The 17,121-nt window shown below is 72.0% G+C and carries 19 protein-coding genes; 16 read left to right on the top strand and 3 right to left on the bottom strand.

The genetic code is table 11. From position 1 onward, the window contains the following. Positions 1–26 precede the first annotated feature (26 nt). Both ACGFK0_RS35760 and ACGFK0_RS35755 read left to right on the top strand, forming a co-directional pair. Positions 27–647, top strand: coding sequence for an HIT family protein (locus tag ACGFK0_RS35760; RefSeq protein WP_392912956.1), 621 nt, complete (start codon positions 27–29; stop codon positions 645–647). Beyond that, a complete protein-coding gene (locus ACGFK0_RS35755; protein ID WP_392912955.1) occupies positions 644–1,045 on the top strand; it encodes a thiol-disulfide oxidoreductase DCC family protein in 402 nt (133 codons plus the stop codon). Before ACGFK0_RS35760 ends, ACGFK0_RS35755 begins: the two co-directional genes overlap by 4 nt. 22 nt (positions 1,046–1,067) lie before the next feature. Here ACGFK0_RS35755 and ACGFK0_RS35750 read toward each other — a convergent pair whose 3' ends face one another. The 3 genes from ACGFK0_RS35750 to ACGFK0_RS35740 all read right to left on the bottom strand — a co-directional run bounded on the left by ACGFK0_RS35750 (position 1,068) and on the right by ACGFK0_RS35740 (position 4,731). Further along, positions 1,068–2,006, bottom strand: coding sequence for a hypothetical protein (locus ACGFK0_RS35750; protein WP_392912953.1), 939 nt, complete (start codon positions 2,004–2,006; stop codon positions 1,068–1,070). Next, positions 2,003–2,458 carry a hypothetical protein gene (locus ACGFK0_RS35745; RefSeq protein WP_392912952.1) on the bottom strand — a complete coding sequence of 152 codons (456 nt, stop codon included), beginning with the start codon at positions 2,456–2,458 and terminating at the stop codon, positions 2,003–2,005. Before ACGFK0_RS35745 ends, ACGFK0_RS35750 begins: the two co-directional genes overlap by 4 nt. A 110-nt stretch (positions 2,459–2,568) precedes the next feature. After that, complete coding sequence (locus ACGFK0_RS35740; protein ID WP_392912951.1) at positions 2,569–4,731, bottom strand: elongation factor G-like protein EF-G2; 2,163 nt, start codon at positions 4,729–4,731, stop codon at positions 2,569–2,571. A 319-nt stretch (positions 4,732–5,050) separates the two neighbouring features. On the opposite strand from ACGFK0_RS35740, the gene pgsA reads away from it, so the two are divergent. From pgsA to ACGFK0_RS35670, 14 genes are all read left to right on the top strand, one after another. Then, the gene (gene pgsA, locus ACGFK0_RS35735; protein ID WP_392912950.1) at positions 5,051–5,674 is read left to right on the top strand and encodes a phosphatidylinositol phosphate synthase; all 624 of its coding nucleotides are present in this window, start codon (positions 5,051–5,053) and stop codon (positions 5,672–5,674) included. After that, positions 5,671–6,633, top strand: coding sequence for a phosphatidylinositol mannoside acyltransferase (locus ACGFK0_RS35730; RefSeq protein ID WP_392912949.1), 963 nt, complete (start codon positions 5,671–5,673; stop codon positions 6,631–6,633). The genes pgsA and ACGFK0_RS35730 overlap by 4 nt, the downstream gene beginning before the upstream one ends. Further along, entirely contained in the window at positions 6,630–7,814 is a 1,185-nt protein-coding gene (locus tag ACGFK0_RS35725) for a glycosyltransferase family 4 protein (RefSeq protein WP_392912948.1), read from the top strand. The genes ACGFK0_RS35730 and ACGFK0_RS35725 overlap by 4 nt, the downstream gene beginning before the upstream one ends. Before the next feature lie 11 nt (positions 7,815–7,825). Next, positions 7,826–8,365, top strand: coding sequence for a hypothetical protein (locus ACGFK0_RS35720; RefSeq protein WP_392912947.1), 540 nt, complete (start codon positions 7,826–7,828; stop codon positions 8,363–8,365). A 135-nt stretch (positions 8,366–8,500) separates the two neighbouring features. Beyond that, on the top strand, positions 8,501–9,538 hold the full coding sequence (locus ACGFK0_RS35715; RefSeq protein ID WP_392912946.1) for a DUF3048 domain-containing protein: 1,038 nt from the start codon (positions 8,501–8,503) through the stop codon (positions 9,536–9,538). Positions 9,539–9,672: 134 nt separating this feature from the next. Beyond that, complete coding sequence (gene pdxS / locus ACGFK0_RS35710) at positions 9,673–10,596, top strand: pyridoxal 5'-phosphate synthase lyase subunit PdxS (protein ID WP_392912945.1); 924 nt, start codon at positions 9,673–9,675, stop codon at positions 10,594–10,596. A gap of 142 nt (positions 10,597–10,738) precedes the next feature. Then, complete coding sequence (locus ACGFK0_RS35705) at positions 10,739–11,353, top strand: DUF6928 family protein (protein ID WP_392912943.1); 615 nt, start codon at positions 10,739–10,741, stop codon at positions 11,351–11,353. Positions 11,354–11,444: 91 nt separating this feature from the next. Next, positions 11,445–12,062, top strand: a complete 618-nt coding sequence (gene pdxT / locus ACGFK0_RS35700) for a pyridoxal 5'-phosphate synthase glutaminase subunit PdxT (RefSeq protein ID WP_392912942.1) — start codon at positions 11,445–11,447, stop codon at positions 12,060–12,062. A gap of 3 nt (positions 12,063–12,065) precedes the next feature. After that, the gene (locus ACGFK0_RS35695) at positions 12,066–12,818 is read left to right on the top strand and encodes a YebC/PmpR family DNA-binding transcriptional regulator (protein WP_392912941.1); all 753 of its coding nucleotides are present in this window, start codon (positions 12,066–12,068) and stop codon (positions 12,816–12,818) included. 169 nt (positions 12,819–12,987) lie between these two features. Then, the gene (gene ruvC, locus ACGFK0_RS35690; protein WP_392912983.1) at positions 12,988–13,608 is read left to right on the top strand and encodes a crossover junction endodeoxyribonuclease RuvC; all 621 of its coding nucleotides are present in this window, start codon (positions 12,988–12,990) and stop codon (positions 13,606–13,608) included. Beyond that, entirely contained in the window at positions 13,605–14,210 is a 606-nt protein-coding gene (ruvA, locus tag ACGFK0_RS35685) for a Holliday junction branch migration protein RuvA (RefSeq protein WP_392912940.1), read from the top strand. The genes ruvC and ruvA overlap by 4 nt, the downstream gene beginning before the upstream one ends. 53 nt (positions 14,211–14,263) lie before the next feature. Then, a complete protein-coding gene (gene ruvB, locus ACGFK0_RS35680; RefSeq protein WP_392912938.1) occupies positions 14,264–15,334 on the top strand; it encodes a Holliday junction branch migration DNA helicase RuvB in 1,071 nt (356 codons plus the stop codon). A 178-nt stretch (positions 15,335–15,512) separates the two neighbouring features. Continuing rightward, positions 15,513–16,037: a preprotein translocase subunit YajC gene (gene yajC, locus ACGFK0_RS35675; RefSeq protein WP_392912937.1), complete on the top strand. Its 525-nt coding sequence runs from the start codon at positions 15,513–15,515 to the stop codon at positions 16,035–16,037. Between the two features lie 310 nt (positions 16,038–16,347). Next, entirely contained in the window at positions 16,348–16,872 is a 525-nt protein-coding gene (locus ACGFK0_RS35670; protein WP_392912936.1) for an adenine phosphoribosyltransferase, read from the top strand. Positions 16,873–17,121: the final 249 nt, after the last annotated feature.

Genomic DNA, 17,121 nt, shown 5'->3' with positions numbered 1-17,121 from the left:
GCCGTGAACAAAAGGAGACCGCCGCCTTGAGCGCAGAGCCGGAGGAGTCCGTGGTGCAGCAGGGGCGCGAGGGCGCGTCCGGGGCCGGGAACGAGCGCGGGCCCCGCTTCGAGGAGGAGAGGGGCGGCGCGGGCATGCCCGACAACTTCCAGCGGCTCTGGACTCCGCACCGGATGGCCTACATCAAGGGCGAGGGCAGGCCGACGGGGGCGGACTCCGACGAAGGCTGCCCGTTCTGCGAGATCCCCGGCATGTCCGACGAGGACGGCCTCGTCGTGTCCCGCGGCGAGTCGGTGTTCACGGTGCTGAACCTCTACCCCTACAACTCCGGGCACCTGATGGTCGTCCCGTACCGGCACGTCGCCGACTACGCCGACCTGGACGAGCCGGAATACCTGGAACTGGCCACGTTCACCCAGCGGGCCCTCACGGCGCTGCGCAAATGCAGCGGCGCGCAGGGCTTCAACGTCGGCATGAACCTCGGCCTCGTCGCGGGAGCGGGGATCGCCGCGCACCTCCACCAGCACGTCGTCCCGCGCTGGGGCGGCGACACCAACTTCATGCCGGTCGTCGGGCACACCAAGGTGCTGCCGCAGCTGCTGCGCGACACCCGGCAGATGCTCGCCGACGCCTGGCCCGCCGCATGAGCCGGCGGGAACGGCCGGTTCTGGTCTACGACGGCGACTGCGGCTTCTGCACGTCCTCGGTGCGGTTCCTCGAACGGCACGTCCCCGTCCGGGCCACGGTCGTCGCCTACCAGTTCGCCGACCTCCCCGCGCTGGGCACCACCGCGGAGCGGGCCGGGTACGAGGTGCTGTGGATCGACCGAGCCGGGCGGGTCAGCGGCGGCGCGGAGGCCGTCGGACGGCTGCTCACCGAGGCCGGCGGTCCCTGGCGGGCGCTCGGAGTGATCATGCGGGTGGCGCCGGTGAGCTGGGCCGCGCACGCGGTCTACCGGCTCGTCGCGAACAACCGGGACCGGATGCCGGGCGGGACGGCGGCGTGCATGCTGCCCGCCGCCGAGCGTCCCGGCGCCCGCCGCTGAGCCACCGGCGCCCGCGGCCGGATCACCGCGGGGCCGCGGCGGGTTCCTGCCGCGCCGACCGGGCTCGCAGCCGCTCCGGCAGCAGCCCGGTGAGCCGCTCCAGCGGCAGGAACGCCGCCAGCCAGATCGCGTGCGGCAGGAAATGGATCGTCATCAGCGCGTAGGTGACGGCGTGGAAGACGGCGAAGAACAGCACCAGCAGGTACAGCGGCCGACCGCGCAGGAACAGCATCGCCGGCGAGAGCGCCTCGGCGACGAACATGATCCACTGGCTGGCCTTCAGCACCAGCGGGTACCCGATGAGGTCGCGCCCGAGCCCGGTCCCGCGCCGGCTCAGCGCCCACTGCACGGTCGAGCCGTTCGGCCACGCCGGGAACCCGCCGATGCGCACCTTCGCCCACGCGGACAGGAAGTAGGCCGCCACCACCCCGATCTGGACGCAGCGCACCGACCACGCCGACGCCTCGCAGCCCCGGGCGTCGCCGACCCTCGCGCGTCCCACGCTCGGCAGGACGAACAGGGCCACGACGAGCGCCAGGTGATCGTGGTCGACCTTGCCGTAGGACATGCTGATCGTGACCCACCACAGGTAGCCGCAGGCGGCGGCGTAGCCGCTCACCCTCGGCAGCACCCGGCCGGTAGCCGCGACGAGCCCGGCGGCGACGGTCACGGCCAGCAGCGTGTACATGGACCACGGCGTGGGCGCCGGCAGGTGCAGCAGCCGGCCGAGCAGGACGGGCTGGTACAGGTCGGCGGGCAGCCGCGCGTGCGCCAGCGAACTGCCGGTCAGCAGCAGCATGTCGAACGGCAGGAACACGTAGCCGATGATCCGCAGCCAGGCGATCCGGGCGCGGGGGACCGGCCCGAACCACCAGCGGCCCCACGCGTTCCGGACCGGATCGGGCGCGCCCCCCGCCGCCGCGACGGGGCGGGGCGTCTCCGGTGTCGCCGCCGCGGTCACCGCACGTCCCAGACGACGCGGTTCTGCCTCATGGTCGACACGACCTTGCCGTGCTTCAGCGTCTTGATCTCCTGCACGACATAGATTCTGGTCAGCTCGGGCCCGCCCGGGTGCAGCCTGTGCTGCCCTTCGGCGATTCCCTGCAGCAGCGACGGATCGCGGACGATCCGGCTCATCTGGCCCTCGATCTCGGCGCGTTTCATGCCCGTCCCGACCGCCGACCGCGACAGTTCGACGTGTTCGCCGTCCGCGGTGTCGGCCTCCAGCCAGAACGAGCTGATCGTGCCGCCGTCGTCCTGCACCGAGAAGGCGAACTGCGTCATCGGCCCGAGCGGGAAATGGTCGTTGCTCCCGTACGCGCTGGTGCAGAGCAGGGCGCCGACGACGGCGGCGCCGGAGAGGGAGCGCCAGAGCCGTGCGCCGCGTCCCAGCCGGAGGGGAGGAAGATCCACGGCGCAAGCCTAGAGTCCCGCCCGGCGCCAACGGGCGGGACCCTGAGAACCTCCTGCCACTCCTCGGAGCGCGACCCCTCGGGACGCGGCCCCTCGGAAGACGCGGGACGCTACTCCCTGGACTCGGCGGCGACCTTGTCGGCCAGGTGCGGCGGGAGCGGCTCGTAGCGCAGGAACGTCCGGCTGAAGGTGCCGGTGCCCTGCGACATCGACCGCAGGTCGATCGCGTAGCGGATGATCTCCAGCTGCGGCACCTCCGCCTTGATCATCGTGCGGCCGCCGGGCACCGCCTGGGAGCCCTGCACCCGGCCGCGCCGGGAGGTCAGATCGGACATGATCGGGCCCACGTACTCGTCGGCGATCAGCACGGCCACCTCGTCGACCGGCTCCAGCAGCAGGACGGGAACCCGGCCCGCCGCGTCCTTGAGCGCGAGCGCCCCGGCCGCCTGGAACGCCATGTCGGACGAGTCGACCGAGTGGGCCTTGCCGTCGTGCAGGGTGACCTTGATGTCCACCAGCGGGTACCCGGCGGACACGCCGCGGTCCATCTGCTGCCGGACGCCCTTCTCGACCGACGGGATGAACTGCCGCGGCACCACCCCGCCGACGATCTTGTCGACGAACTCGAAGCCCTCACCGGACGGCAGCGGCTCCACGTCGATGTGGCAGATGCCGTACTGGCCGTGCCCGCCGCTCTGCTTGACGTGCCGGCCGAGGCCCTTGGCCGCCCCGCCGAACGTCTCCCGCAGCGGCACCCGCAGATCGATCCGCTCCACCTCGACGCCGTACCGGGACCCGAGCCGGTCGATCAGCACGTCGGCGTGGGCCTCGCCCATGGACCACAGCACGAGCTGCCGCGTCTCGGAGTTGTTCTCCAGCCGCAGCGTGGGGTCCTCGGCGACGAGGCGGCCGAGCGCCTGGCTGAGCTTGTCCTCGTCGGCCTTGGACTTGGCGCGGATCGCCACCGGCAGCAGCGGATCGGGCATCGACCAGGGGGCCATCACCACCGGCGAGCCCGGATCGGACAGGGTGTCGCCGCTCTCGGCGCGGGTGAGCTTCGCCACCGCGCAGATGTCGCCCGCGAAACACGACGAGGCGGTGCGCTGCGTCTTGCCCAGCGGCGAGGTGAGTGCGCCGACCCGCTCGTCGACGTCGTGGTCCTCGTGCCCGCGGTCCTCCATGCCGTGCCCGGAGACGTGCACCGTCGTGTCCGGGCGCAGCGTCCCGGAGAACACCCGCACCAGGGAGATCCGCCCGACGTACGGGTCGGACGTCGTCTTGATCACCTCGGCGACCAGCGGCCCCTCCGGATCGCACGCCAGTTCCCGCGGAGGTCCGCCCTTGACGGGGTTCACGGGGGGAATGCCGTGTTCGAGGGGAGAGGGGAACGCCTGGGTGATGACCTCCAGCAGTTCCAGCATGCCGACGACCGGCCCGGGATGGTCGCCGTGCGGGACCGACGTCGCGAGGACGGGGTAGAAGCTGCCGCGCGCCACCGCGGTCTCCAGGTCCTCGATGAGCGCCTTGACGTCGAGGTCCTCACCGGACAGGTACCTGTCCATGAGGGTCTCGTCCTCGCTCTCCTGGATGATGCCCTCGATCAGCGACGCGCGCTGCTCGGCGATCTGGTCCAGGTACGCCGGGTCGGGGTCGCACTCGGTCCGCCGCCCGGTGGAGTAGTCGAGGCAGCGCCGGCTCAGCAGCCCGATCAGGCCCTTCAGCCCGTCCCCGCCGACCGCCGGGAAGTACAGCGGCGCGACGCCCTCACCGAAGACGTCCTGGCAGGCCATGACCACGTCGTCGAAGTCGCCGCGCTGCTGGTCGATCTTGGTGATGACGACCGCGCGGGGCATCTGCACCGCCGCGCACTCCTCCCAGAGCATCCGGGTCAGGCCGTCGATGCCGTCCACCGCCGAGATCACGAACAGTGCCGCGTCGGCGGCGCGCAGCCCGGCCCGCAGGTCGCCCACGAAGTCGGCGTACCCCGGTGTGTCGATCAGATTGACCTTGATGTCGCCGTGGCTCAGCGGGGCGAGGGCGAGGTTGACCGAGCGCTGCTGGCGTACCTCCACCTCGTCGAAGTCACTGACGGTGGTGCCGTCCTCGACCCGTCCCGCCCGCTGCAGCGTGCCCGTGGCGGCGAGCAGCGCCTCCACGAGCGTCGTCTTCCCGGCCCCGGAATGGCCGACCAGCGCGACGTTGCGCACCTTGTCACACCCGCCGGCCTCCGGTGCCCTGCCGGGGGCACCCGGGTGGCCTCCCTTGTCCGCCATTGACTACCTCCTCGGACGGGTCTCCGCGCGGAGGCCCGCGTGCGGTTGGGGCCAGGCCCAGGCGAGGGGCCGGCCCTGACGTCCGAGTGCGGCGTCCGACCTCGTCCAACGTGCGTGACCGACGTCACACCCGTATCACCACCTTTTCCCGTGACGCGCGGGACCACAAGGGGTGAAGGGCAATCAACCGTGATCTGTCCGCGGCGCACGCCGCCCAAACCCGCCCTGACCACCCTGTGCGCGCAACCGCACTACGATGGGCGCGCTGCGGCGGCCCGGCCCCGTGGGCCTTCTCCCCGAGACACGAGAACGGACGGCGATGCTCAACAAGATCAGGCCCGCGCTGGGGCGCGTCCTCACCCCCGTCGGACGGGCGGTCGCGCGGACCGGGGTGTCCCCCAACGCCATCACCGTCATCGGGACGCTGGGCGTGGCCGCCGGCGCGCTCGTGCTGTTCCCCCGCGGCGAGTTCTTCTGGGGCACGCTGGTCATCACCGCGTTCGTGCTGTTCGACATGCTGGACGGCGCGGTCGCCCGGGCCACCGGGAAGATCTCGAAGTTCGGCGCCTTCCTGGACTCCACGATGGACCGGGTCGCCGACGCCGCGATCTTCTCCGGGCTGATGATCGGGCTGTACCGGGACGGGCAGGAGCCGCTCGCCGGAGTCGCCCTGTACTGCCTGGTCGCCGGGGTCGTGGTGTCCTACGCCAAGGCCCGCGCCGAAGGGCTCGGCTACACCTGCGACGTCGGCATCGCCGAGCGCGCCGAACGCCTCATCGTCGCCCTCGTCGCTGCCGGATTCGACGGGCTCGGCGTCCCCTACATCCTCGCCGCCGCGCTGTGGGTCCTCGCCGGGCTGAGCACCGTCACGGTCGGGCAGCGGTTCGCCACCGTCCACGCCCAGGCCAAGGACGGCGCGGCCGCCCCGGAGCCGGGCCCATGAGCGCGTCCCGCCCGCCGGGGGACGGCACGGACCGCGCGTCACCGCGCGGCCCCGACCGCCCGTCGCTGCGCGACGAGGTGACCGACGCCGCGTACGCGGCGGGCTGGACGGTCGTCCGCAAGATGCCCGAGGCGGCGGCCCGGCTGGCGTTCACCGCCCTCGCCGACCGCACCTGGCACCGCTACGGCACCGGTGTGCGGCAACTGGAGAGGAACCTGTGCCGCGTCCTCGGCAAGGACGCCGTCGACGACGAGATCCGCATCCTCAGCAAGAAGGTGCTGCGCTCCTACTTCCGCTACTGGCTGGAGGTGTTCCGGCTGCCCGAGTACAGCCGGGCGCGGATCGTCGGGCGGATGCGGGTGACCGGCGAGAAGAAGATCTTCGCGAACCTCGACGCCGGACGCGGCGTCATCCTCGCCCTGCCCCACATGGGCAACTACGAGCACGCCGGCGCATGGCTGGTGCACTGCGGGTACCCGTTCACCACCGTCGCGGAACGGCTCAAGCCCGAGTCGCTGTTCGACCGGTTCGTCGAGTTCCGGGAGGGGCTCGGCATGGAGGTCCTCGCCCACAAGGGCGCCTCCGCGTACGGCCGGATGGCCCAGCGGCTGCGTGCGGGCCGGCCGGTGTGCCTGGTCGTCGACCGAGACCTGACCGAGAGCGGAATCGACGTCGAGTTCTTCGGCGCCACCGCCCGGATGCCCGCCGTCTCCGCCGCGTTGGCGATCCAGACCGGCGCCGCCCTCATTCCCGTGACACTCTGGTACGAGGGCGAATACTGGGCGGCGCGCGTCCACGACGAGATACCGGTCCCGGACGAGGGCGGCAGACAGGAGAAGATCCAGGCCATGACCCAGGAGCTCGCGCACGTCTTCGAGGCGGGCATCGCCGCCCACCCCGAGGACTGGCACATGCTGCAGAAGGTCTGGGTGGAAGACCTCGCGGACGGCGGCCCATGAAGGTCGGCATCGTCTGCCCCTACACCTGGGACGTGCCGGGCGGCGTCCAGCAGCACATCGGCGACCTCGCCGAGGCGCTGATCGCCCTCGGCCACCACGTGTCGGTGATCACGCCAGCGGACGACGACGCGGAGCTTCCGCCCTACGTCGTGTCGGCCGGACGCGCCGTCCCCGTCCCCTACAACGGCTCGGTGGCCCGGCTGGCGTTCGGGTTCCTGTCGGCGGGCCGCGTCCGGCGCTGGATCAACGAGGGCGCCTTCGACGTCCTGCACGTCCACGAGCCCGCCGCGCCCTCCCTGGGGCTCCTCGCCTGCTGGGCGGCGGACGGCCCGATCGTCGGCACCTTCCACGCGTCCTACGAGAAGTCGCGCATGGTGTCGGTGACCGCGCCGATCCTGCAGAGCGCGCTGGAGAAGATCACCGGCCGCATCGCGGTGTCGGAGGCGGCCCGCACCACGCTCGTCGAGCATCTCGGCGGCGACGCCGTGCTGATCCCCAACGGCGTCGCGACCGAGCGGTACGCGATGGCCGACCCGCTGCCCGGCTGGCCGGGGCGCGCCCCGTCGGCCGGGGGATCGGCCGGGGGCGTCCCTCGCGGACCCGGCGGCGGCGCTCTCGGGTTCCTCGGCCGGATGGACGAGCCCCGCAAGGGCCTGCCCGTGCTGCTGCGCGCCTTCGAGATCCTCGGCCGGCGGCGACCGGGCCTGCGGCTGCTGCTCGCCGGGCCCGGCGACGCCGACGAAGTGGTGGCCCGCGTCTCGCCGGAACTGCGCGACCGGGTCGTCGTCCTCGGCCTCGTCAGCGAGCAGGACAAGGTCCGCGCCTACCACTCGGTGGACGTGTTCGTCGCGCCCAACCTCGGCGGCGAGAGCTTCGGCATCGTGCTCGCCGAGGCGATGTCGGCGGGCGCCCCCATCCTGGCCAGCGACATCGAGGCGTTCGACCGGGTACTGCGCGGCGGGCGCGCCGGGGCGCTGTTCCCCGCCGGCGACCACGAGGCCCTCGCGGCGGCGGCCGGCGAGCTGCTCGACGACCCGGCCCGCCGCAAGCAGCTGTCGGCGGAGGCCCGCGCCGCCGTCCGCGACTACGACTGGTCGGCGGTGGCCCGCGACGTACTGCGGGTGTACGAGACGGTCGCCTTCGCCGGCGCCGGCGTCGTCGAGTCCGGCCTCGGCGCCTAGGAGGCCATCGGATGTACGACTGGATCATCGACGTCCTGTTCTGGATCGCCGTCGTCTTCCTCGCCGGCGTGTACGTGTCGTGGCGCGCCACCCGGCTCGACCGGCTGCACGTCCGCGTCGAGACCGCCCGCGCCGCGCTGGACGCCGCGCTGGTCAGGCGGGCCGCCGCCGCGCTGGAACTGGCCGCGTCGCGGCTGCTGGACCCGGCGGCCAGCCTGGTCCTCGCCACCGCCGCGCACGAGGCCCGCACCGCCGACGCCGACAACCGCGAGTTCGCCGAGAGCGACCTGTCCCGGGCTCTGCGCGCCGTCGTCGACCAGCCCGAGTTCGTCGGTACCCTCACCGCCGGCGGCTCCGGTGAGGGCAAGGCGGTGCTGGACGAGCTGTCCTCGTCGGCCGCGAAGGTCGCCTACGCCCGCCGGTTCTACAACGATGCCGTCTCCCAGGCCAGGATCGCCCGCCGCAAGCTGCTCATCCGGGTCCTGCCGCTCGCCGGCCGGGCCCCGCTCCCGGACTTCTTCGAGATCGACGACGACCCGCCCGGAATCTGAGCACGCGGATCCGAGCATGCGGATCCGAGCACGCGGGATTGATCACTTTCGGCCCCCGCGGCCGTACCGCCGAGCGGGCGGGCGCACACGGTCGCGTTCGCTACCCTCTGGCAGAAGGTAAAGGGAGGGTTCATCGTGCGATCCGCCTGGGGCACCACCGGCAGGGGCCGAGCGGCCGCGGGTCTCGGGGCCCTCGTCCTCGGCGTCGGCCTTTCGGCCTGCTCGGACTCGGGCGGCCCGGAGACGGCGCCGCCGCCGCGCAGCACGGGCGGGCCCCAGCAGACCGGGCCGCCGCCCCCGCCGCCGACGCATCCGTTCACCGGTGAGCGCAAGGGCCTGGACAACCCCGTCCTCGCCGTCAAGATCGAGAACACCAGGCCCGCGCTCCCGCAGAGCGGGGTGAAGGCGGCCGACATCGTCTACGTCGAGCAGGTCGAGGGCGGCGAGACCCGGCTGATGGCGGTGTACTCGTCCGAGCTGCCGAAGCGGGTCGGGCCCGTCCGCAGCGCCCGCATCTCCGACCTGCACATCCTGCCGCAGTTCGGCCGGCCCGCCTTCGCGTTCTCCGGCGTCCAGAGCAAGATGAAGAAGTACGTCCGCGAAGCGCCGGTGTACGACATCTCACAGGAGAACGCCGGAGGCGCCTACTTCCGGTCCGGGGGCAAGCCCATCCCGTACAACCTCTACGCCGACCCGAAGGTCCTGCTCAAGAAGGCGCCCAAGGCCGCCAAGCCCCGCGACATCGGCTTCCGCTTCGGGGACGCCCCGCCCGGCGGCGAGCCCACCAAGTCCTTCACCGCGCGGTGGCCGTCAGCGAGCATGGGGTTCACCTGGTCGAAGAAGCATGAGCGGTGGCTCGCCAGCTTCGGCGGGCGGCCCGACCGCGCCGCCGAGGGCGGGCGTCTCGGCGGCCAGACGGTCGTCGTCCAGTACGCCAAGACGACCCGGTCGAAGTTCCACGACTTCCTCGGCAGCTACACGCCGCTGATCGACACGACCGGCACCGGGCGGGCCCTCGTCCTGCGCGACGGGAAGTCCTACAAGGCCAAGTGGTCGCGGCCGTCCGAGAAGAAGGGGACGACCTTCACCACGGCCGGCGGCGAGCCGATGAACTTCGCCCCGGGACAGGTCTGGGTGGTCCTCGTCAACGACGGCAAGCCCTTCATTCCCTAGGCGCCGCCCCGTGGGCGCCGCGTCAACCGCCACTGTGTAAGGCTCGCCCGCCGCGCGTTGACACTGTGGCGGGTCCAGAGGTCCCACGAGCAGGCAATACCATGGAAAGGACTTATCGTCCGTCCACGTGAGGAATGCCCGTGTCCACTTCCAGTCCCGCCCCTGAGAACGCCGCGCCCGAGACCGGGACCGCCCGCGTCAAGCGCGGCATGGCGGAGATGCTCAAGGGCGGCGTGATCATGGACGTCGTCACGCCCGACCAGGCGAAGATCGCCGAAGACGCGGGCGCGGTGGCCGTCATGGCCCTGGAGCGGGTGCCCGCCGACATCCGCGTCGAGGGCGGCATTTCCCGGATGAGCGACCCCGACATGATCGACGGGATCATCTCCGCGGTCTCCATCCCGGTGATGGCCAAGGCCCGCATCGGCCACTTCGTCGAGGCCCAGGTGCTGCAGGCCCTCGGCGTCGACTACGTCGACGAGTCGGAGGTGCTCACCCCGGCCGACTACGACAACCACATCGACAAGTGGGCGTTCACCGTCCCGTTCGTCTGCGGCGCCACCAGCCTCGGCGAGGCGCTGCGCCGCATCACCGAGGGCGCGGCCATGATCCGCTCCAAGGGCGAGGCCGGCACCGGCGACGTGTCCAACGCCACCACGCACATGCGCCAGATCCGGCAGCAGATCCGCAGGCTGCAGTCCCTGCCCGAGGACGAGCTGTACGTCGCCGCCAAGGAGCTCCAGGCCCCCTACGAGCTGGTCAAGGAGGTCGCGTCCGCCGGCAAGCTGCCCGTCGTGCTGTTCACCGCCGGCGGCATCGCCACCCCGGCCGACGCCGCCATGATGATGCAGCTCGGCGCCGAGGGCGTCTTCGTCGGCTCCGGGATCTTCAAGGCCGGCAACCCGGCGCAGCGCGCCGAGGCCATCGTCAAGGCCACCACCTTCCACGACGACCCCGGCGTCATCGCCAAGGTGTCCCGCGGCCTCGGCGAGGCCATGGTCGGCATCAACGCCGCCACCCTCGGCGACGACCAGAAGTTCGCGGGCCGCGGCTGGTGAGGCGGGCGTGCCGTGCGGACGGCGCCGCGATGAACGGGCCGTCCCCACTGCACACGGCGCCCTTACAGGGTTTACGCTGGCGGCGCGGCCGGTAAGGGTAACGCGGGCCCCGGGGCGGTGCCCGGCCGCGGGAGGGGAGAGCATGGCTTGGTCGGTCGCGCTGGCGTGCGCGAGCTCGGGTGAACCCACCGAGGTGTTCCGGCCGGGCCTGGTGCCCGATCCGGACGCCGCCGCGGCGATCGCGCGCGGCCTGTATCCGGCGGACACCCTGACCGAGACCGGTGACACGGTCCTGGACTTCGCGCTCTGGCCGTACGAGGACGAGCTGTTCGTCGGGGCGTTCGAGCGGGCGCTGCTCCTGTGCGACCGCCGGCTGTTCTGCCTCGACGACGACGCCCGCCGCATCGCCGACACCGCGGCGGCGGCGCTGCCCGGCGCGCACTGCGGCGTCCTCGTCCTGCACACCGTCATCCGCGGCTGCTGGTTCCGCTGGTACGAGTCCGGGGAACTGCTCCGCGACGTGTTCGTCACCGCCGAGGACGGCGTCGTCGTCGACCAGGGCGAGCGGCTCCCCGCCGAGCGGCCGTTCTGGCGGGCCATCGACGCCGGCGCGCCCGACGTCCCGCTGCCGTTCGACCCGGAGGAGTTCGGGCTCGCGCTCGCCGAGGCGCACATGTTCGGCCGCGGCATCGCCGACCGCGGCAAGGACGGCTTCCTCCCGCTGGAGCTCCCGCTGCGCCGCTTCAAGCACGTGTGACGCGCCCGGACCCGGAAGATCCGCGAGGTCGGGGGGCGTTGTCGTGAACGTCTAGGCTTGCACGACCCCGCGAAACCCCGGAAGGTTGCACGTGACCGCTGTGCCGACGATCGGTGTCCTCGCCCTGCAAGGCGACGTGCGTGAGCACGCGACGGCCTTGGAGGCCGCCGGGGCGCACACCCTGAACGTACGCCGCCCCGAAGAACTGGAGCGGGTCGACGGGCTCGTCCTGCCCGGCGGGGAGTCCACCACCATGTGGCGGCTGGCGCGCTCGTTCGAACTGCTGGAGCCGCTGCGCAAGCGGATCGAGGCCGGACTGCCCGTCTACGGATCCTGCGCCGGGATGATCATGCTGGCGGACCGGATCCGGGACGGCGCCGCGGGCCAGGAGACGCTCGGCGGCATCGACATGACCGTGCGGCGCAACGCCTTCGGCAGGCAGGTCGATTCGTTCGAGTCCGCCGTCCCGCTGACCGGTATGGGAGACACGCCGTACCACGCCGTTTTCATCCGCGCACCCTGGGTGGAGTCCGTCGGTGACGCCGTCGAGATCCTCGGACGCGCCGAGAGCGGCCCGAACGCCGGTAGGATCGTCGCCGTCCGCCAGGGGCGCCTCATGGCGACCGCGTTCCATCCGGAGTTGACAGGCGATTTCCGCGTGCACCACTACTTCGCCGATCTGGTGCGCCGGACGACAGAGGAGGAGTGACAGATGTCCGGCCATTCCAAGTGGGCGACGACCAAGCACAAGAAGGCGGCACTCGACGCCAAGCGGGGCAAGCTCTTCGCCAAGCTGATCAAGAACATCGAGGTCGCGGCCCGCACCGGCGGCGGCGACCCGGACGCCAACCCGACCCTCTACGACGCCATTTACAAGGCGAAGAAGAACTCCGTCCCCAACGACAACATCGAGCGCGCGCGCAAGCGCGGCGCCGGTGAGGAGGCCGGGGGCGCCGACTGGCAGAACATCACCTACGAGGGCTACGCCCCGGGCGGTGTCGCCGTCCTCATCGAGTGCCTGACCGACAACCGCAACCGCGCCGCCTCCGAGGTGCGCGTCGCCCTCACCCGCAACGGCGGCTCCCTCGCCGACCCGGGCTCGGTCTCCTACATGTTCAACCGCAAGGGCGTCGTGATCGTCCCCAAGGACGGCACCAGCGAGGACGACGTGATGATGGCCGTCCTGGACGCCGGCGCCGAAGAGGTCAACGAGCTCGACGAGGAGAACTTCGAGGTCGTCAGCGAGGCGGGCGACCTGGTCGCCGTCCGCAGCGCGCTGGTGGACGCCGGGATCGACTACGAGTCGGCCGAGAGCAAGTTCCTGCCGACCGTCACCGTCCCCCTGGAAGAGGACAACGCCAAGAAGGTCTTCCGGCTCCTGGACGCCCTCGAAGACTCCGACGACGTCCAGGACGTCTACGCGAACTTCGACGTCTCCGACGACATCCTGGCCACCCTGGACTGACGCCGCGGCCCCCACGGCCCCCCGGCCCCGGCCGGGATCGCGACGCGCCCCCGACACCCGCCGCCCCGCCCTTCTCTCCGGATTTTCCGCCGACACGCCGCCGCCCCCTCCACGATGCGGGGCCGGATTGGTAGCGTTGGCGGCCGAACAGGTGATCGAAGGAGCGGCCTTGCGGGTGATGGGGGTGGACCCCGGGCTCACCCGGTGCGGGGTGGGGGTCGTCGAGGGCACCCCGGGCAAACGGCTCCACCTGGTGCACGTGACCGTCGTGCGGACCGCGCCCGAAGACGACATCCACCTGCGCCTGCTGGGCATCGAATCGGGCATCGAGGCGCTGATGGACGAGTTCCGTCCCGACGCCGTCGCGGTCGAGCGCGTGTTCTCCCAGCACAACGTCCGCACCGTGATGGGCACCGCGCAGGCGGCCGGGGTCGCGATGCTGGTGGCGGCCCGCCGCGGCCTGCCCGTCGCGCTGCACACCCCGAGCGAGGCCAAGGCCGCCGTCACCGGGAACGGGCGCGCCGACAAGGCGCAGGTGACCAGGATGGTGACCCGGCTGCTGTCCCTGGAGTCGGCCCCGAAACCGGCGGACGCGGCCGACGCGCTCGCGCTGGCCATCTGCCACGTGTGGCGCGGGGGAGCGCAGCAGCGGCTCGCCACGGCCCAGCGGTCGCGGATCGAGGAGGCTGCCAGGGCCGAGCGCGAGCGCCTCGCCGCCCGGAACAGCACCGCCAGGAACAGCGCCGCCCAGAACAGCACCGCCCAGAACAGGGGAGGAACCGTACAGTGATCGCCTTCGTCAGCGGCCGGGTGGCCGCCGCCGGGCCCGACGGCGCGGTGATCGACGTGCACGGCGTCGGCCTGGCGGTGCAGTGCACCCCCGCCACCCTGGCCGGGCTGCGGGTCGGCGACGAGGCGAAGGTGCCGACCTCCCTCGTCGTCCGCGAGGACTCCCTCACCCTGTTCGGCTTCGCCGACGACGACGAGCGGACGGTGTTCGAGATGCTGCAGACGGCCAGCGGTGTGGGGCCCAAGCTCGCGCTGGCGATGCTCGCGGTCCACCCGCCCAACGCGCTGCGCCAAGCGGTGGCGAGCGAGGACCTCACCGCTCTCACCAAGGTCCCCGGCATCGGCAAGAAGGGCGCCCAGCGCATCGTGCTGGAGCTCAGGGACCGCCTCGGCGGCCCGGTCGGGGACGGCGCCGGCGGCGTGCGCGCGCCCGCCCGCGCCGAGCCGTGGCGCGAGCAGGTCCAGATGGGCCTGATCAACCTGGGCTGGTCCGCCAAGGACGCCGACGCCGCCGTGGACGCCGTCGCCGCCGACCTCGACGGGGGCGAGACGCCGCCGGTCGCGGCCCTCCTGAAGTCGGCGCTGAAGAAACTGAGCAAATAATGAGCGGGAGCGAACCGGGGGGTGTGGGGGGTCGTCCCCCCACAGGGAGCAGGATGAGCGGGAGTGAGCCCGAACGGCTGGTGTCGCCGGATGCGGACGGGGCCGAGGAACAGCGGATCGAGGCCGCGCTGCGGCCCCGGAAGCTGGACGACTTCGTCGGGCAGGAGCGGGTGCGCGAGCAGCTCTCGCTGGTGCTGCAGAGCGCGCTGCGGCGCGGCCGGACGCCCGATCACGTGCTGCTGTCGGGCGGGCCCGGCCTCGGCAAGACCACCCTCGCCATGATCATCGCCGCGGAGCTGGGGCAGCCGCTGCGGATCTCCTCCGGCCCGGCCATCGAACGGGCCGGAGACCTGGCGGCGGTGCTGTCCACGCTCGCCGAGGGCGAGGTGCTGTTCCTGGACGAGATCCACCGGCTGGCGCGGCCCGCCGAGGAGATGCTCTACATGGCGATGGAGGACTTCCGCGTCGACGTCGTCGTCGGCAAGGGCCCGGGCGCGACGGCGATCCCCCTGGACATCGCGCCGTTCACGCTGGTCGGCGCCACCACCCGGGCAGGGATGCTGCCCGGGCCGCTGCGCGACAGGTTCGGGTTCGTCGCGCACATGGACTTCTACGAGCCCGCCGAGCTGGAGATCATCGTCCGGCGTTCGGCGGCGCTGCTGGACGTGGAGATCGGCGACGACGCCGCGGCCGAGATCGCCGGCCGGTCCCGGGGCACCCCCCGCATCGCCAACCGGCTGCTGCGCCGCGTCCGCGACTACGCCGAGGTGCGCACCGACGGGACCGTCACGCTGGAATCAGCGCGGGCCGCTCTGGCGTTGTACGAAGTGGACGAACGGGGGCTGGACCGGCTCGACCGTGCCGTCCTGGAGTCGCTGATGCGCAAGTTCGGCGGCGGCCCCGTGGGGTTGTCGACGCTGGCCGTATCGGTGGGGGAGGAACCCGAGACCGTGGAGGTCGTCGCCGAGCCGTTCCTCGTCCGGCAGGGCCTGCTGGCGAGGACGCCGCGCGGGCGCATCGCCACCGCGGCCGCGTGGGCGCATCTGGGTCTCACGCAGCCGCCGACGGCGCCGATGGCGGGAACGCTGTTCGACGTCGACGGAGACGCCGGCCGTCCCGAATAGTGATCATCCGATAACGGGTTGGGAACTTCCCGGTGTCGCCGGTCGTCACGTCGTTGCCGGGGTCTCGCGTACTCTCTAGACTCCGGGACTTGGTTCACCGTCTCCAGCCGGCGGTCCCGTTGCACATGACCGGTCCGGTCACAGGCTGGGCTAACGACATCGGAAGGATGCCCCAGTAATGGGCGGCGACATGATTATCGCGGCGGATTCGGGCGGCAGCGGGGCCTTCAACCTGCTTCTGCTCCTCGCCATTCCCCTGGTCTTCTACTTCCTGCTCATCCGGCCGCAGAGCAAGCGCCGCAAAGAGCAGATGCAGATGCAGAACGCCATCGAGCCCGGTGTGCGGGTGCTGACGACCAGCGGCATGCGCGCGACCGTCGTGGAAGCCGACGACGACGGCATCGTCCTGGAGATCGCCGACGGCGTCGAGGTCCGCTTCGTCAAGCAGGCCGTCATGCAGGTCCTCAAGGACGACGAGCCCGAGGACCTCGACGACGAGCACGATGACGACGACGAGGACGGCGAGGACGGCGACCGCGTCGACCTGTCCAAGGACGGCGACTCCGGCGACGAGGCCGACGAGGACTCGGCCGGCGACGACTCGGACGAGGACGGCCCGGACGAGACCGCCGAGGCGGAGGAGCCCGACTCCAAGTCCGGCAAAGGGCTGAAGGTGAAGACGGCGAACAAGTCCGCCGGCTGACCCCTTCTCCCGCCACGATCCGGAATCAGGGCCATGCCGGCCGGGCACCGGGCCAGGGCGGCGGCGACATCGCCGGACCGGGCTGCAAGTACGGACTGGGCTGCAAGTACGGATTGAACGAGAACGGCGTCGGCGTGAAGCCGTCGCCGTTCTCGTCTGCCGTCCCGTCCGGTGCCGGCGGCGGGCCCGCCGCCGGCACCGGAGGTCCCGGCGGTACAGTCGCCGTCCGTAGGTCGTGCGGACCGGGACGCGGCGGCGGCCCGGACGCGGGACCCGGCAGCGACGGCGCGGCGGCAAGTAGGAGCGAACTGTGGACCTCGGCAAGCTGATCCAGGAGCGGATCCGCGACGTGGACGACTACCCCAAGCCCGGGGTGGTCTTCAAGGACATCACGCCCCTGCTGTCCGACCATGTCGCGTTCGCCGGTGTGGTGGACGCGATCGTCAACCACCACGGCCGCGGCACCATCGACAAGATCGTCGGGATCGAGGCGCGCGGTTTCATCCTCGCCGCGCCCGTGGCCTACCACTTCGGCGCGGGGTTCGTCCCGGTGCGCAAAAAGGGGAAGCTGCCGTCGCGGACGCGCGAGGAGACCTATGATCTCGAGTACGGGACCGAGACGATCGAGATCCACGTCGACGCGCTCGAACCCGGTGACCGTGTGCTGATCGTCGACGATGTCCTGGCGACCGGAGGGACGGCCAGGGCCGCCGCCGAACTCGTCCGCCGGAGCGGAGCCGAGGTCGCCGGCCTGACCGTCCTCCTTGAGCTGTCGTTCCTGGACGGACGCGACAAGCTGGGGAATCTGGACGTCCATTCGCTGGTTACGGTCTAGTAGGAAATGGGCGCCGGATAGACTGGCGCCATCAGGGTCCGGTGGGGAACGGGCGCATCTCGCGGAAGCGGGCGGTGCGCCCGGATGGACTAAGGAGGCTGGGTGCCCGGTGAGGTGGTATCGACCGACGCGGTGAACGACGCCGCCCCCGAGGCTCACCCGGTGCCGGAGACCACGGGGGAGAACGGTGTGCGACCCGCGTCCGCCGCGCCGCCGCGCCGCACGGCACGGAGTGCGCCACCGCCCGGC

The sequence above is a fragment of the Spirillospora sp. NPDC048823 genome (genome assembly GCF_043198445.1).
GTDB lineage: Bacteria > Actinomycetota > Actinomycetes > Streptosporangiales > Streptosporangiaceae > Spirillospora.
The sequence above is the reverse complement of the archived record's forward strand: the minus strand, read 5'-3'. Positions and strand labels throughout refer to the sequence as shown.